The sequence below is a fragment of the Streptomyces sp. NPDC043952 genome (assembly GCF_056435325.1).
Genome location: NZ_JBWKES010000025.1, coordinates 19,087 through 35,086 on the forward strand (window position 1 = coordinate 19,087; position 16,000 = coordinate 35,086).

13 protein-coding genes and 1 pseudogene are annotated in these 16,000 nt (G+C 76.0%); 7 read left to right on the plus strand and 7 right to left on the minus strand.

The annotated features are described in order from the left end of the window. Positions 1-31: 31 nt before the first annotated feature. A complete protein-coding gene (locus AC069R_RS24760) occupies positions 32-424 on the plus strand; it encodes a VOC family protein (RefSeq protein ID WP_478769005.1) in 393 nt (130 codons plus the stop codon). A gap of 198 nt (positions 425-622) precedes the next feature. Here the strand turns inward: AC069R_RS24760 and AC069R_RS24765 are convergent, their stop codons facing one another. Then, entirely contained in the window at positions 623-1,207 is a 585-nt protein-coding gene (locus AC069R_RS24765) for a MarR family winged helix-turn-helix transcriptional regulator (protein WP_478769006.1), read from the minus strand. Further along, positions 1,204-2,868: an FUSC family protein gene (locus AC069R_RS24770; RefSeq protein ID WP_478769007.1), complete on the minus strand. Its 1,665-nt coding sequence runs from the start codon at positions 2,866-2,868 to the stop codon at positions 1,204-1,206. The genes AC069R_RS24765 and AC069R_RS24770 overlap by 4 nt, the downstream gene beginning before the upstream one ends. 146 nt (positions 2,869-3,014) lie before the next feature. Between AC069R_RS24770 and AC069R_RS24775 the strand changes: the two genes are divergently transcribed. From AC069R_RS24775 to AC069R_RS24790, 4 genes and pseudogenes are all read left to right on the plus strand, one after another. Then, positions 3,015-3,593 carry a DUF5134 domain-containing protein gene (locus AC069R_RS24775; RefSeq protein WP_478769008.1) on the plus strand — a complete coding sequence of 193 codons (579 nt, stop codon included), beginning with the start codon at positions 3,015-3,017 and terminating at the stop codon, positions 3,591-3,593. A gap of 125 nt (positions 3,594-3,718) precedes the next feature. Then, a complete protein-coding gene (locus AC069R_RS24780) occupies positions 3,719-4,654 on the plus strand; it encodes a M56 family metallopeptidase (RefSeq protein ID WP_478769009.1) in 936 nt (311 codons plus the stop codon). 75 nt (positions 4,655-4,729) lie between these two features. Further along, positions 4,730-5,415, plus strand: a pseudogene (locus AC069R_RS24785) (HAD family hydrolase). A 147-nt stretch (positions 5,416-5,562) separates the two neighbouring features. Next, positions 5,563-6,231, plus strand: a complete 669-nt coding sequence (locus AC069R_RS24790) for a TetR/AcrR family transcriptional regulator (protein ID WP_478769010.1) — start codon at positions 5,563-5,565, stop codon at positions 6,229-6,231. A gap of 27 nt (positions 6,232-6,258) precedes the next feature. Here the strand turns inward: AC069R_RS24790 and AC069R_RS24795 are convergent, their stop codons facing one another. After that, entirely contained in the window at positions 6,259-6,762 is a 504-nt protein-coding gene (locus tag AC069R_RS24795; protein WP_478769053.1) for a DUF6214 family protein, read from the minus strand. A gap of 193 nt (positions 6,763-6,955) precedes the next feature. Between AC069R_RS24795 and AC069R_RS24800 the strand changes: the two genes are divergently transcribed. Then, a complete protein-coding gene (locus AC069R_RS24800) occupies positions 6,956-8,290 on the plus strand; it encodes an FAD-dependent oxidoreductase (protein ID WP_478769011.1) in 1,335 nt (444 codons plus the stop codon). Between the two features lie 42 nt (positions 8,291-8,332). Here the strand turns inward: AC069R_RS24800 and AC069R_RS24805 are convergent, their stop codons facing one another. Beyond that, entirely contained in the window at positions 8,333-8,689 is a 357-nt protein-coding gene (locus AC069R_RS24805) for an ArsR/SmtB family transcription factor (protein ID WP_478769012.1), read from the minus strand. A gap of 136 nt (positions 8,690-8,825) precedes the next feature. Here AC069R_RS24805 and AC069R_RS24810 point away from each other — a divergent pair, with 136 nt between their 5' ends. Beyond that, complete coding sequence (locus AC069R_RS24810) at positions 8,826-9,905, plus strand: NADH:flavin oxidoreductase/NADH oxidase (protein ID WP_478769013.1); 1,080 nt, start codon at positions 8,826-8,828, stop codon at positions 9,903-9,905. Positions 9,906-9,908: 3 nt separating this feature from the next. Here AC069R_RS24810 and AC069R_RS24815 read toward each other — a convergent pair whose 3' ends face one another. The 3 genes from AC069R_RS24815 to AC069R_RS24825 form a co-directional block, all read right to left on the minus strand. Further along, positions 9,909-14,435, minus strand: coding sequence for an HAD-IC family P-type ATPase (locus AC069R_RS24815; RefSeq protein ID WP_478769014.1), 4,527 nt, complete (start codon positions 14,433-14,435; stop codon positions 9,909-9,911). Between the two features lie 10 nt (positions 14,436-14,445). Continuing rightward, entirely contained in the window at positions 14,446-14,970 is a 525-nt protein-coding gene (locus tag AC069R_RS24820; RefSeq protein ID WP_478769015.1) for a hypothetical protein, read from the minus strand. A 249-nt stretch (positions 14,971-15,219) separates the two neighbouring features. Next, complete coding sequence (locus tag AC069R_RS24825; protein WP_478769016.1) at positions 15,220-15,969, minus strand: PaaX family transcriptional regulator C-terminal domain-containing protein; 750 nt, start codon at positions 15,967-15,969, stop codon at positions 15,220-15,222. Between the last annotated feature and the right edge of the window lie 31 nt (positions 15,970-16,000).

Genomic DNA, 16,000 nt, shown 5'->3' on the forward strand with positions numbered 1-16,000 from the left:
GAGGGTAACCGTGCCACTAGGCTGCGCGGGCATGGTGCATGTGCTGAGCAGCCGGACACTTCTGCGACCCACCGACCCCGAGCGCAGTCGCGCCTTCTACGGCGAGCGGCTGGGCCTGCCCGTCTACCGCGAGTTCGGCACGGGGCCGGAGCGGGGGACGGTGTACTTCCTCGGCGGCGGCTTCCTGGAGCTCTCGGGCCGGGGTACGGCTCCCCCGTCGCCGTCCGTCGTGCTGTGGATGCAGGTCGAGGACGTGACGGCGGCGCACGGGGAACTCCGCGCGAAGGGCGTCGAGATCACCCGGCCGCCGGTGAGGGAGCCGTGGGGTCTGATCGAGATGTGGCTCGCGGACCCGGACGGCACGCGCATCGTCCTGGTGGAGGTCCCGGCGGACCATCCTCTGCGACACCGGGCCGGGATCTAGCGGGGGCTCACCGGCCTCGACCCTGACGGAGACCGCGGTTCCCTGAAGGGCCGTGCACAGCAGACGCCGGATTCAGCCCCTCCCAGCCGACGGCGACCGCGGTTCCCTGAGGGGCGCGGGGAACCGCGCGACCAGCCACGACGCACCCGCACCCGGCCCACGACCCGCACCCCCACGGCGCTCTCCCTACGGCGCCCCCTACCCCGCGGCCCCGGCCCGCAACGCCCCCATCCGGCCCTCCAGCCGGCCCAGCAACTCCGCCAGCAGACCGGCCAGGTCCTCGCGGCCGGCCGGGGCCAGCACCGAGAGGACCGCGGTCTCGTAGGCGAGCTGATCGGGCAGCACCCCGTCGACCAGGTCCCGCCCCGCGTCGGTGAGGCGGACATGGGCCACCCGCCGGTCACGGGTGTCGCCGCGCCGTTCGACAAGCCCCCGCTCGGTCAGCTGCTTGATCCGCTTCGTGACCGCGGCCCCGGAGGAGAACGTCTCCCGCGCCAGCTCCCCTGGCGTCAGCTCGTGCCCGGTGCGCCGCAGCGCGCCGAGCAGGTCGAACTCGGCGCGGTTGAGCCCGGCCCGGCGCAGCGGCGCGTCCTCGGCCTGCTGGAGCAGCGCCGCGCACCTGTTGATCCGCCCGATGACCTCCATCGGCCCGGTGTCCAGCTCGGGGTGGACGGCCCGCCACTGCCGTACGACCGCGGCGACCGTGTCGGCCGTGGACGCCTCGTGCCGCGCCGCCGTGCCGCTCGCGTCCCCGGCTGCCGGTGTGCCGTTCCTCGCCGTCATGGCCGTATGTCCTCCGTCGTCGTACCCGCGTCGCGCCGGCGCGGGGCGAGCCCCTGGCGTCGTACTGTCGCCGCGAGCGTACGGTGTCCGGACTGTTCGGCGAGCACCACCCGGTCCTCGGGCAGGGCACGCTGCCACCACTCGCCGGCCGCGGCGTCGGCGGTGGCGCGCAGCTCCACCAGGGCGGCGGCGAGCCCGCGGCGGGCGCCGTCCAGGGCGCGCGGCTGAGGGTGCGCCTCGGCGAGCAGCCGGGCGGCGTGCTCGCGGGCGCGTTCCGCCTCGGTCAGCGCGTGTTCCAGGCGGTCGCCCGCGCGCCGGTTGGTGACGGCGACGGCCGCGACGACGCCGACGAGGGCTCCGATGAGGGTGTCCACGACCCGGTCGGTCATCAGCTCGGCGGCGTCCTGGCCGCGCGCGAACTCGGTGACGAGCAGGGCCATCGGGGTGACGCAGATGCTGCCGAGCCAGTAGTTGCGGGCCATCAGCGCCTCCGCGCCGAAGTTGAGGGCGGCGCAGCACAGCACCAGGGCCACGCCGTTGACGTGCGCAAGCGGGGCGAGGGCGGCGAAGGCGAGGACGCCGAGGATGTTGCCGACGACGCGCTGCACGCCCCGGCGCCAGGTGAGGGTGACGTTGGCCTGGTAGAGGGAGGCCGCGGTGACCAGGGCCCAGTAGGGGCGGCCGACGCCGAGGGCGAGGGAGGCGTACCCGGCGAAGGCGCAGCCGACGGCGGTGCGGGTGGCGAGGGGGGCGAGCGGCGCGAGGCGGTGGCGCAGCGGTGGGCGCGGCAGGGCCAGCTCGGTGTCCAGGCCGAGGAGTTCGTCCGCGTGCTCGCCGGGGATGTCGAGGCTCAGGGTGCGGCGCGGGCCGCGCAGCTGCCGGGCCCAGGCGCGCAGCCGTGCCGGGTCGGTGTCGGCGGGGGCGGCGAGGGCGACCTCGGCGCGGACCAGGAGGCGTTCCAGGGCGCGCCGGGTGGGGTCGGTGCGGTCGCCGACGGCGAGCAGCGACTGCCAGGCGGCGTGGAGGGCGGCGGCGCTCGCGGCGCGGGCGGCGGCGTGCCCCTCGCCAGTGCCGCGGGTGCCGGCGTAGGCGGCGGTGGCGTCCAGGGCGCCCGCGGTGGCCCGGCGCTCGGGGCCGTGCGGGCGGACGAGGCCGGGCGCCATGCCGACCAGCCAGGACCAGGCGCCGGCCGCGAGCACGAGCCCGAGGTGGCCCGGCACCTGGCCGAGGGTCTGCGGGGCGAACAGGGAGGCCGAGCTGATGAAGGCGAAGACCACGTTGGCGGGCGGGCCGATCCGGGTGGCGTCGCACACGGCCTTCTGGACCGCCGCGAGCACGGCGCCGACGGTCACGAGGAGGACGGCGTCGGAGGTGAGCGAGGCGGTGACCAGGGCGACGGCGACACCGGCCAGCATGCCGAGCACCACCCAGACGAGGAGCCGCGCCCGTGCGGCGTAGGGCCGGTTGTGGCCGTAGAGGGCGCACAGCGAGCCGGCCATCGTGTACATGGCGAGGTCGAGGCGGCCGAGCGCCAGCAGGATCAGGTTGGGCGGGGCGACCGCGACGACCACGCTCAGGGCGGGCTTGAACCAGATGTCCGAGGGGCGGCCGAGGCGGAGTATCCCGGCGAGGGGGAGACGGGGACGGGTCGCGCTGCTCATTCATCAAATTTAGCATGTGTTTTATCTGTAAAAGATATACGGCCGCGCTCCGGCCCGCGCTCCCGTGCTCCCCCGTGTGCCCGCATGCGCCCCGCCCCGGCTGGGCATCGCATCCCTCGACCGACCGTCGAGCGGGGGAGGTACCCGTGCACGGACCCGTGTCGGCCGCCTGGTTGCTGGTCGCGCTCTGCGCGGCGACCGGGGCCTACTGCCTGCTGCGGATGCGCAGCGCCGTCGAGGAGCAGCGCCGGTCGGCCGGCGGGGAGGCGCTGATGGGCTTCGGCATGGCCGCGATGGCCGTGCCGGCGGCGGCCTTCTCCCCGCCGGGGTGGGCCTGGCCGGTGTACGCGGCCGTCTTCGGCCTGGCCGCGCTGCGCGCCCTGTGGGCCGCACGCCGCGACCGGCATCATCTGCACCACCTGGTGGGCACCGCGGCGATGGTCTACATGGCGGCCGCGATGGCCCTGGCCCCGCCCGCCGCCCACTCCATGAAGGGCATGTCCATGGAGGGCATGCACGGTGGCGCCGGGGTCCCGGCGGTGACCGGCGCGCTGCTCCTGTACTTCACGGGCTACGCACTGCTGTCCGGCGCCCGTCTGGTCCCGGCCACCGCCACCGCCGGCGGCCCCCCGCCGCCCGCCCACTGGGGCGACCGCCCGGAACTGGCCCGCGCGTGCCGGCTGTCGATGGCGATCGGAATGGTGGCGATGCTGCTGACGATGTGAACGCCGGGCAGGCCCAGCGCGGTCGGGAGTCGCCCGTAGTCTCCTGAGCCGGTGCGCGTTGTCTGCGTCACTTCGGCGTGACGGACCGTACCGCCGGGCGGCCCGGCGCTCATAAGGTGCTGCCCATGATGGTCCCGGTGGCCCTGTTGGTGCTCGGCGTCCTCACCGCCGTCCTCGGCCCGCGGCTGCTCGCGCGCGCCGACTGGCCGGACCGCGAACCGGTCGTCGCCCTGTGGGCGTGGCAGTGCGTCGTGGCGGCCGTGCTGCTGTGCTGCGCGCTGTCCATGACGCTGAGCGCCGCCGCGGCCTGGGCGCCGGTGCGCGGGCAGGTGTTCGCGCGGGCGCCGCGCGCGGTCGTGGACGCGTACGCCCTCGGCTCCGCCAGCCCATGGGCGGCCGCCACCGCCGTGCTGCTGGCCTGCGCGGGGCTGTGGAGCGCGGCCATGCTGGTGCGGGAGGTCGTACGGTCCCGCGCGCGGCGGCGGGCACAGCGGGCCGAACTCCTGGTGCGGGCGCCGCTGTTGCCGGGCGAGGAGCCGGGCGGGGGGCGGCTCGTGGTGCTGGAGGACCGGCGCCCCGACGCCTGGTGGCTGGCCGGTACGACGCCTCGACTGGTCGTCACCACGGCCGCGTTGCGGCGTCTGAAGGAGCGTCAGCTGGACGCGCTGCTGGCCCACGAGAGGGGGCACGCGCAGGCGCGGCACGACTGGCTGCTGCACTGCTCGGCCGCGCTCGCGGGCGGGTTCCCCCAGGTGCCGGTGTTCGCCGCGTTCCGGGACGAGATGCACCGGCTGGTGGAGCTGGCCGCAGACGACACGGCCGCACGGCGCTTCGGCCGGCTGACGACCGCGCTCGCCCTGGTCGAACTCAACGAGGAGCGGGGCGTGTTCGGCCCCGGCCCGACCCCCGAGGCGCATGTGCCGCAGCGGGTCGACCGGCTGCTCACCCCGCCCGGCCGCCTCCCCGCCCTGCACCGGCTGCGCCTGACGGCGACCGCCGCGCTGGTGCCGGCGCTGCCGGTACTGCTGACCCTGGTACCGGGGCTGCGGGCACTGGGCTGAGGGCGGCGCGGCTCGACTTCCTGGGCCGTCCTCGGCTCAACTCCCTTGCGGTCGCGCCAAGATAGGGTCCATCGCATGGCTGCCGTGCTGTTCGACTTTTCCGGGACGCTGTTCCGCATCGAGTCCGCCGAGTCCTGGCTGCGCGCGGTGCTGGACGAGACGGGTCGGTATCTGCCGGAGCCCGAACTCAGGGCGACGGCAAGAGCGTTGGAGGAGGCCGGCGCGCTGCCGGGCGGGGCGGCGCCGGTGCGGGTGCCGGCGGAGACGGCCGGGTTGTGGGCGCGCCGGGACGAGAGCGCGAAGCTGCACCGGGCGGCGTACACGGGGATGTCCCGGCTGGTGCCGCTGCCCGATCCTGATCTGCACGACGCGCTGTACGCACGGCACATGTCCCCCGCCGCCTGGACCCCTACCCGGACGCGCCCCAGGTGCTGCGCGCCCTGCGCGAGCGCGGCATCGGCGTGGCAGTCGTCAGTAACATCGGCTGGGACCTGCGCCCGGTCTTCCGCGCGCACGGGCTGGACGCGTTCGTGGACGCCTATGCGCTGTCGTACGAGCACGGGGTGCAGAAGCCGGACCCGCGGCTGTTCAGGGCCGCCTGTGCGGCGCTCGGCACCACGCCGCGGGAAGCGCTCATGGTCGGCGACAGCAGGGAGGCGGACGGGGGTGCGGCGGCGCTCGGCTGCCGGGTGCACTTCGTGGACCACCTGCCGGTGGACCGCCGCCCCGACGCGCTGCTGCCGGTTCTGGACCTGGTCTGATGCGCCCTCCCGGTGCCGACCGGGCCGGCACCGTCCGCCGAGGTGATCCCCCGCGTCACCCCGGCGGACGGCAGCCCGGAACGGAACCGTCGGTTCCGGATGCGTTGAGTATAGTTGGCTGGCAGCCAGTCAACGCAGGAGTCCAGCATGTCCCCGCGCAGCGCCTCGGTCAATGAAGAGTTGCGAAGGCGTTCCCGCGAGCGGCTGCTCCAGGCCGCCGTGGAGCTGGTGGCCGAGCGGGGCTTCGAGGCCACGACGCTCGGCGACATCGCGGACCGCGCCGGCTCCGCCCGCGGCCTGGTGTCGTACTACTTCCCCGGCAAGCGCCAGCTCGTGCAGTCCGCCGTGCACCGGCTGATGCACCGCACGCTGGAGGAGGCGCTGGAGCGGGAGCCGCGCAGCGAGGACGGCCGGGAGCGGCTGGCCCGTGCCGTCGACGCGATCCTCGGGCTGACCCGCGACCATCCCGTGCTGATGCGCCAGCACATGGCGGGGCTGCTCCAGGCCGAGGGCTTCGTGGAGTGCCCGGAGCAGCGGCGGCTGTCGGAACTGCTCGGCGACACCGTGGCCCGCTACGGCTCCGCGGACGTGCGGGCCGACTATCCGATGCTGCGGGCCCAGCTGATGGGCGCGGTGTACGCGGCCCTGGTTCCGGGCGTGCCCATGCCGCTCCCGGCCCTGCGCGCCGAACTGTTCCGGCGCTACGGGCTCGACTGGGAGCTGGGGCTGCCGCCCGAGCGGGACGCCGGGCGCGGGGCCTCGGGGGGCGATCTGTCGCGGTTCTTCGCCACCGGGGAGCACACGGAAGACTCTTAGCGGGCTCGCGGCACGGCCGGGGCATCCCTACCGGCGGGCATGCCGCGGAGTCAGCAGGCCCGCGTCACGGGCGCGGGCGATCAGGCCGAGGGCACGGCGGCGGCCGTGACCGGTGGCCCGCATCACGGCCAGCACCGGGTCGGTGCCCGCCGCCTGCGCGGCGCGGTACTCACGGGCGAGCAGCAGCCGGCCCTCGGCGCCGCGCGGCCAGACCGGGCGGGCCCGGCGCCGGCTCGCGGGCGCGGTGCCGGGGTCGTCGTGGTCGGCCGCCAGTGCCACCACCCGGCCCGCGGCCCGCTCCCCCGCCCAGAACGCCTCCAGCAGCGGCTCCTCCAGCCAGTCCGCGAGCACCGTGAGGTCGTCCAGGGAGAGCGCGGGGCGGGCCCGGATCTCCTCGACGCAGACGCTGCCCCCGTCGCGCACGACGGCGAGAGCGTCCACCCCGGCGCCGTCGGGGAAGTCCAGCCGGGCGTACAGCCAGGACAGGGTGGCGCCGTGCTCGCGCAGCTCCCACGCGGGCCACACGGACAGCGCGCCGTCCTCCGCGTTCCGCTCGGAAAGATCAAGAAAGGATGCTTCGAGCACCTGCGCAACGTATCGGCGCGCCCGCCCTCCATCCGGTGGGACACGCGCCCGCGTCACCCGGCGGGCCCTGCCTTCGCGGGCCCGCCGGTGGGACCCTGGAGGCGTCCGCGCACTCTCCTCTCGCCGTCAGGAGTACACCGTGCTGCGAGTCGCCGTCGTCGGATCCGGACCGAGCGGGTGCTACACCGCCCAGCACCTCGTGCAGCAGGATCCCGAGGTGCGCGTGGACGTGCTGGACCGGCTGCCGTGTCCGTACGGACTGGTCCGGTACGGCGTCGCCCCGGACCACGAGAAGATCAAGTCGCTTCAGTCCAGCCTGCGTACGGTGCTGGAGCACGAGCGGGTGCGGTTCCTCGGCGGGGTACGGGTGGGCGGGCCCGGCGGGGTGCCGGTGAAGGTGCTCCGCGGGCTGTATCACGCGGTGGTGTACTGCGTGGGCGCCGCCACCGACCGCCACCTCGGCATCCCCGGCGAGGAGCTGCCGGGCAGCTGGTCGGCGACCGAGTTCGTGGCCTGGTACAGCGCGCACCCGGACGCGGCCGACGCGGGCTTTCTGCGCGGTGTGCGCTCGGCGGTGGTGATCGGCGCGGGCAATGTGGCGGTGGACGTCACCCGGATGCTGATGCGCGGCGCGGCCGAACTGCGGCCGACGGACATGCCGCAGGGGGCGCTGGAGGCGCTGACGGCGAGCGGGGTCGGCGAGGTGCGGATGGTGGCGCGGCGCGGTCCCGCGCAGGCCCGCTTCACCACCAAGGAGCTGCGGGAGCTGGGCACCCTGCCCGGCACCCAAGTCGTCGTGGAAGCGGGCGACTTGGCGCTCGATCCGGCCGATCCCGAGACGCTGCCCGCGGTGCAGCGGCGCAATCTCGATGTGCTGCGCGGCTGGGCGGAGCGGCCCCCCTCGAAGGCCGGCCGGCACATCCGGCTGCGGTTCTTCCTGCGGCCTGTTGAGCTGCTGGCGGACGGCGGCCGGGTGGGCGCGGTCCGCTTCGAGCGCACGGCCCCGGACGGGCGGGGCGGGGTCACGGGGACGGGGCGGTACGAGGAGGCGCCCGCGCAGCTGGTGCTGCGCTCGGTGGGCTATCGCGGGGTGCCGCTGGAGGGGCTGCCGTTCGACGAGGCGAGCGGCACCGTCCCGCACACGGCGGGGCGGGTGGTGCGCGGCGGCGCGGCCTCACCCGGTGAGTACGTCGCCGGGTGGATCAAGCGGGGCCCTTCGGGGGTGATCGGCACCAACCGGCCCTGCGCCAAGGAGACGGTGGCCTCCCTGCTCGCGGACGCCCCCGACCTGGCGCGCGCCGAGGTGCCCGGGGACGCGGTCCCCGCGCTGCTGGCGGCCGGGATGGAGCCGGTGGTCTGGGACGGCTGGCTGGCGATCGAGCGGGCGGAGGCCGAGCTGGGCGCGCGCCTCGGCCGGGGCGTGGTCAAGCTGGCCGACTGGGAGACCCTGCTGGCGGTGGCCCGGTCGTCGTAGCCCCCGGCGGGCGCGCTCAGGCGTCGCCCCCCGCGGGCACGCTCAGGCGTCCTCACCGAGACGGGCGTGCTGGCGCCGGGCGGCGGCGAGGAGGGCGTCGAGCAGGCCCGGAAAGAGGTCGTCCAGGTCGTCCCGGCGCAGGCCGCTCACCTTGGCCGTGCCCCGGTAGCACTGGCGGATGACGCCGCTCTCGCGCAGCACCCGGAAGTGGTGCGTGGTGGTGGACTTGGTCACCGGCAGGTCGAAGCGGGAGCAGGCCAAGTCGTCGGCGGCCGTGGACAGTTCGCGCACGATGCGCAGTCGCACCGGGTCGGACAGCGCGTGCAGCACGGCCTCCAGTCGGATCTCCGCCCGGTCGGGGTGCGGCAGCACCCGGCCGGGAGCGGCGGTCTCGGTCACGGCGGCCCACCTCGTCACTGGATCACGGAACGTTCACGTCTCCCGCATTGTACGAGAGCCATCGTAGTTTGACACCTCTCGTACTACGAGGTCTATCGTACGAGCAGTTCTGCGGTCCGTGACGAATGGAGTCCCCGTGAGCGTGCTGTTCGAGCCCGTCACCCTGCGTGAAGTGACCATTCCCAACCGGGTGTGGATGCCGCCGATGTGCCAGTACTCCGCCGAGCCGGAGGGGCCGCTCGCCGGCGCCCCGAACGACTGGCATGTCGCGCACTACGGAGCGCGGGCGACCGGCGGCACCGGTCTGATCGTGGTCGAGGCCACCGCGGTCTCCCCGGAGGGCCGGATCTCCCCCTACGACCTCGGCCTGTGGAACGACACCCAGGTGGAGGCCTTCCGCCGGATCACCCGCTTCCTCGCCGCCCAGGGCACGGTGCCGGCCGTCCAGCTCGGACACAGCGGCCGCAAGGCCTCCACCGAGCGGCCCTGGAAGGGCGGTGAGCCGGTCGGCCCGGAGCGGCACGGCTGGCAGCCGCTCGCCCCGAGCCCGCTGCCCTTCGCCGAAGGGCACCCGGTCCCCACCGAGTTGACGGTCTCTCAGATCCACGAGGTCGTCGGCCAGTTCGCGCAGGCCGCGCGCCGGGCGCTGGCGGCGGGCTTCGAGATCGTGGAACTCCACGGCGCCCACGGCTACTTGATCAACGAGTTCCTCTCCCCGCACTCCAACCACCGCACCGACGCCTACGGCGGCTCGTACGAGAACCGGGTCCGGTTCGCGCTCGAAATCGTGGACGCCGTACGGGAGGTGTGGCCCGAGGACAAGCCGCTGTTCTTCCGCGTCTCGGCCACCGACTGGCTGGAGGAGGGCGGCTGGAGCGCGGACGACACGGTCCGCCTCGCCCGCGATCTGCGCGCCCACGGCGTCGATCTCCTCGACGTCTCCACCGGCGGCAACGCCTCCGGCGTGCGCATCCCGGTCGGGCCCGGCTACCAGGTCCCGTTCGCCGCGCGGGTGAAGGCCGAGACCGGCCTCCCGGTCGCGGCGGTCGGACTGATCACCGAGGCCGAGCAGGCCCAGAAGATCGTGGCGAACGGCGAGGCCGACGCCGTCCTGCTCGGCCGCGAACTGCTGCGCAACCCCTCCTGGGCCCGGCACACCGCACGGGAGCTGGGCGGCGATGTGCGGGTGCCGGAGCAGTACCTGCGCTCGGTGTGAGCCTCAGTCCGGCAGGAGTCGTACGACCGTCTCCTCCAGGCGGGGCAGCGCGCGCTGTCCCGCCAGGGCGAGGGCGATGGCGGCGACCACACCGGCCCAGGCGAACGGGCCGAGCGGGGTGCAGCCGAAGGCCTGGCTGAGCACCGGGGTCTGCACGACGGCGACGAGCACCGCGGCCGAGCCCACCGAGGTGACCTGCACCAGCCGGCTGTCGCGCCGGTCGAGGAGGGTCTGCACCAGCTGAGTGCCGACCACCCCGCACAGCGCCATGGTGCTGGAGCGGCGGGCGGTACCCGGCGTGAACCGGCCGATCAGCCAGGCGGTGAGCGCGCCCAGGCAGGTGGTCAGCGCCCGGTGCCTGATCTGCCGCAGCAGCGGATCGCCCAGCACCCCGGCGGCCTCCTCCACATGGGCGAGGTCCGCCTCGCCCTCCTTCTCCGTGACGGCGACCGCCATCGACGGGAACAGGTCGGTGAACAGGTTCACCATGAGCATCTGCCGGGTGGACAGCGGCGCCCGCCCGGACACCAGGGTGCCGATCAGGCCGAAGCCGACCTCGCCCGCGTTGCCGCCGATGAGGATGGCGATGGCGTCGGCGACGCTGTGCCACAGGGCGCGGCCCTCGCCGACCGCGTCGATCAGGACCGTGAGGTCGTCGTCGGTGAGCACGATGTCGGCGGCGTTGCGGGCGGCGGCCGAGCCGCGGGCGCTGATGCCGACCCCGATGTCGGCGGCGCGGATGGCCGCCGCGTCGTTGGCGCCGTCGCCGACCATGCCGACCACCCGGCCCGCGTCCCGCAGCGCCTCCACCACCTGGAGCTTCTGCTCGGGCGCCACGCGGGCCACCACGCCCGCGTCGCGCAGCATCCGGGCCCGCGCCGACCGGTCCGCGGCGGCCAGTTCGTCGCCGGTGACCACCACGGTGTCCGCCGGCCAGCCCAGTTCGGCGGCGATGGCGCGCGCGGTCTGCGGATGGTCGCCGGTGAGCACGACGGGTCGTACGCCCGCCTCCAGCAGCCCCTTCACCAGCGCCGTGGAGGTGTCGCGCGGCACGTCGGACAGCGCCAGCACTCCGGCGAACTCCAGCCCCTGGAGCGGCTGTTCGAGTACGGCGGACTCGTCCTCCCCGTCGTCGAGGCGCCGTTCGGCCACCGCCAGGACGCGCAGTCCCGAACCGGCCAGCTCCTGGGCGGCGTTGGCGGCCGTCTCGGGCAGTCCGGTACAGGCGGGCAGTACGGTCTCGGGGGCGCCCTTGACCACGAGGAGGCGCGCGCCCTCCCCGGCCCGTCCGACGGCGGCCGCGTAACCGCGCCCGGCCTCGAAGGGCAGCCCGGCGAGCTGGGTCCACTCGGGGTCGGGGCCGGCCGCGTCCAGGACGGCCTCGTCGGTGGCGTGCACCGGGCGCTCGGAGCCGCCGTTGAAGCGGGGGCAGGCGCGGGCGGCGACCCGCACGGTGTCCCCGGACCGGGCGTCGGCCACGGCGCGTACGGTGCCCTCGGCGTCGGAGACCCGCACCAGGCGCAGCCGGTTCTCGGTGAGGGTGCCGGTCTTGTCGAAGCAGATGGTGTCCATCCGGCCCAGCGCCTCCAGGGTGCGCGGGGTGCGCACCAGGACGCCGCCGCGGCTGAGCCGACGGGCCGCGGCCAGCTGGGCGACGGTGGCCACCAGCGGCAGCCCCTCGGGCACGGCGGCCACCGCGACCGCCACGCCGCCGCTGACCGCCTCCCGGATCGGGGTGCCGCGCAGCAGCGCGAGACCGGTCACCGCGGCGCCGCCCGCCAGGGTCAACGGCAGCGCCTTGCGCGTGAGTTCCTGGAGCCGGGCCTGGACGCCGGCCGCCGGGGGCGTACGCGCGGCCAGGTGCACGGCGCGGGCGGCCTCGGTGTGCTCGCCGGTGTCGACCACGACGGCGCGGGCCTCGCCCGCCACGACGGTCGTGCCCTCGAAGACCATGCAGCTGCGGTCGGCGACCGGGGCGTGCGGGGTGGGGTCGGTGTCCTTCTCCACCGGCAGGGACTCGCCGGTCAGCGCGGACTCGTCCACCTCCAGGCCCTCCTGCCACAGCAGCCGGGCGTCGGCGGGCACCACGTCGTCGCCCTTGAGCTGGATCACATCGCCGGGCGCGAGCTTGCCGGCCTCCACCGTGCGGGTGCCGCCGGCCGGTGCCTCCCCGTCCTGCGGCACCAGGCGCGCCTTGCGCTTCTGGTCCGCGACCAGACCGGACAACGCCCGTTCGGCACGCAGCCGTTGGACCCCGCCGACGAGGGCGTTCAGATCGAGGGCGCCGACGACGAGCAGGGCGTCCACCGCCGAGCCGAGGATCGCGGAGGCGGCCGAGCCGACCGCGAGGACGGGGGTGAGCGGGTCGTGGAGTTCGCCGCGGACGGCCTGGCCGAGCTGGTAGGACCAGCGCACGGGGGCGACGAGCGGATGCCGGTAGATTTGGCGGGCCGTCTTGCGCAGCCCGTCGGCCAGCGCGCCCAACGGCGTTTCCCCGTCGCCGGGTTGGTGTTCCAGCCGGTCCCTCGCCTGGTCCGGGTCCAGTTCGTGCCAGTGCATCCGCGGCCGGGGGTGCGGGGCGCGGGCCACCGCCACGCCGAGCGCGGCGCGCATCCCGGACAGCAAAGCCAGGGCGGCGCCCGCGTCGACGGGCGCGTGCCGCAGCCCCGGCAGCATGGCGAGCCGCCCCCGGCCGCCCTTGGCCTCGCCGAGGGCGACCATCAGCCCGGACAGCGCCGCGCCGGACCGGGCGAGGGTCTGGGACCGGCCGCCGACCGCGCGGGCGGCCGGTATCGCGATCAGCACCCGCCACACGTCGGGCAGCCCGTGCAGGGCCAGCAGATCCGCGCCCCACACCACCGCGCCGTCCCGGTCGGTGAGGGCGACGGCGACATCGCTGGCGCGCAGCGCGGCCAGCACGTCGCTCTCCCCGGCCGAGCGGACGCGGGCGATGGTGAGCACGGTTTCCGTCTCGCCCCGCGCCTCGTAGACCACGTCGTCCAGCGGCCGGCGGGCGTCCACGACCTGATCGGCGAGGCCGGTGAAGTCCTCCAGGGCGGGATCGTCCACCAGCACCACCCGCAGCCCGGCCCGGCGGGCGGCGTCCAGCACGGGCTCGGCCCACGGGTCCGCCTCGCCGTCCGGACCGCGCAGCGCTCCGGCGTGCAGGACGACAGTCCCGGCCATGTCGAGCCGGCGCAGCCGCTCCGGGTCGCGCACCAGCACCCCGGTGCGGGACAGGGCGGCGCCGAGCACGGCGTGGAAGGCGGCGGGGCCGTAGCGGGCCGCCTTGGGGGAACCGGCGAGCACCGCCTCGGCCGCCTCGGTGCCGTCGTGTTTGACCAGCAGGGTGGCCGCGGCGCCCAGCAGGCTGCCCGCGGAGGCGTGGGAGGCGTACTCCTGGGCGGGCGACTCGCGCAGCGGCGGCCGCGGCTCGCCGCCGGGGGCGAGGCTGATGCGGCCGGGGGCGCACAGCTTGTCGTGCACCGCGTCGAAGGCGGCCGCGCGGGCCACCGTCTCGGCGACCTGGCAGCCGCGCAGGGTGCCGTCGAGCAACAGGGACGAGGGGGTCTGCCCGGCCCCGTGCGCGGCGGCGTTGGCGCAGGCCAGCACCAGGTCCATCCGGTCGGGGCCGAGGCGGGCGCGCAGCCAGCCGCGGAACCTCGGGTTCTCCCGCAGCAGCGTCACCACGGCGGTCAGCAGCCGGGGCGAGGGCGGCAGCCGCAGCGCATACCCGGTGACCGCGACGGCGGTGCCCAGCACATCGGCCCCGAGCGTGGCCACGGCGGTGCGCACCCCGGCGGGGTCGGCCGGGTGGGTGGTCTCCTCCACGTCGCCGGCGGCCAGCTCGAACCCGTGCCTGGCGGCGAGTCGCGCGGCGTGCTCGACCACCTCGTCGGTGGCCTCCTCCTCGCTCGCGGTCACGACGAGCCGGGCGAGGCCCTCGTCCCAGTAGGCGAAGAGGACGTCGGGCCGGTCGGCGAGGGTCTGGGCGATGCGGCGGGCGATGGGGGCGGTGCGCTCGCGGTGGCCGGGGGGTTCGGTGGGTTCGGTGCGGGGTGGGGGCTGGGTGCCGGTCGGCGGCTCGGGGGCGGTCGTCGGCGGCTCGGAGATGAGGTGTTCGGGGGTCTCGGGTTCGGGCGTGCGGTCCTCGGGGGCGGGGGGTGTCGTCGTGTCCGTGGGGCCGGTCGCGGAGTCGGGGGCCGGGGGTACGGCGGTGCCGCCCGCCGGGGGCTCCGGGGGCGGGGCCTGCGTGCCGGTCGCGTCGGTCGCGGGTGCGGGTGCGACGGGGCGCAGGGCGAGGTGGGCGCGGCTGCCGGCGCGCCAGTGGTCGCCGGAGCCGGGAAGGGTGTTGCGGGCGACGCGGGCGACCCGAATGGCGGCGTCCGCGCCGCGCACGCCGGCGCGTGCCGTTCCCGCGGCCGCGCCGGCGGCCACCCCTACCGCGGGCGCGGTGGCGCGGGCGAGCAGGCGTGGTGCCGCGGGCAGCAGCCGGAGGGCGGCCCGCGGCACGGTGAACAGACCTGGCAAGGGGCCCTCCTCAGCGGGTGGTGCGGTCGGGGCGGGCGGTGGGCCCGAGGGGGCCGGTCGCCGTCTTCGGGGTGGTGTCCTCGGCGTCGTCGACGGGAACCGGTCCAGGCCCGTGCCCGTGCTTGTGTCCGTGCTTATGCCCGTGTCCGCGTTCGCCGTGGTGCCGGTGGGGCTCCTCCTGCGGTCCGTGGGAGTGCGGGTCCGCGCCGGACCGGAGCGCGGCGGTGCCCAGATCGTGCGGAGCCGCCGGGTCCTTCGCCGTCCCGTTGCCGTGGTGGCCGGGCCGCGGCTGGGTGAGCCAGGCCACCGCCGCGCCGGTCAGGGCCACGGGCCACTCCACGACGCCCGCCGCGCCGAGCACCCCCGCTCCGGCGTACACCGCGATGCGCCGCCCGCGCGGGGAGACGGCGCCCACCTTGTCCAGGGTTTCCTCGGCGACGCGGCCCACCGTCGTGGCACCCGGCACCTTGCGCAGCACCGAGGCGGCGCCGCGCAGGGGTGCCGTGAGGGCCGACGACGCGTTCTGCTCAGCCATGACTCTCCTCGGGTGAGATCGTCCTCCACTGCCCCACCGAGTGCCCGCGACCATGCAGGTCATCCTCCTGTCTCCCAGGGAACGCCCTGGGCGTCGCGTGCGCCACCTGCTCAGGAGGGCGGCCCGCCCCGGCACACCGCGGCGGACGCCCCGCGTCCTCAGCCGCCGCGCGCGTCACCCGTCGGGGGTGTCCGCCGTACGGCCGTCCAGGCGACGGCACCACGGGCCTGCCCCCCCGTCAGCGGCCCCTCAGCCCTCCCGCCACCCCGCGGTCGCCGCCACCTCCCGCTGGTACCCGGCGTACGCCGTGCGCAGTTCGGAGCCCGGCCAGGCCGGGGGGAGCAGGGCCGGCGGGAGGACGGGGTCGCCGAGGAGGTGGCGGACGATGGCGGCGAAGGCGGTGAGGCGGTCGGCGGGGCCGGGCGCGGCGGCGGCATGGGCGAGCAGGGCGCGGGCGGTGGCCGCCCAGGTGTCCAGGGGCCACAGGCGGGCGACGAGGTCGTGCGCGGGTTCGTCCGGGCGCGCGGTGTACGTCGCCGCCACCTGGCGCAGTCCGTCCGGCAGCGGCCGGTCGAGGTTGGCGGGGCGCAGCCAGACGCCCTCGCGCAGTTCGGCCAGGCGCAGGGCGGTCAGCCGGGCGCGCAGCCCGGCGCGTTCGGCGGCGCCGCGGCCCGTCGCCGTGACGACCACCATCTCCCAGTCGCCGCCCCAGGCGCGGGTGCGGGGGTGGACCGCGTCGTCCTGCCGGCGCTGCCGTGCCAGCAGCCGGTCGCTGAGCCCGTAGACCGCGTCGGTGCGCCACAGGTCGCCCGCGGCCACCATCCGGCTCAGCGCGGCCCGCAGGGTGGAGCCGCCGACGCCGAAGGGTTCGACCAGTCGTATGAGGTCCTTCACCGGCAGCTCGGGCGGGTGCACGGCCAGGAGCATGCTCAGGACGACCGACCGGGCGGACAGGGGCCGCAGGCCGGCCTCCGGGCCGGCCGACACGTTCACGCGCATGGGCACGTACTCTACGTGCGCCGCCATGTTG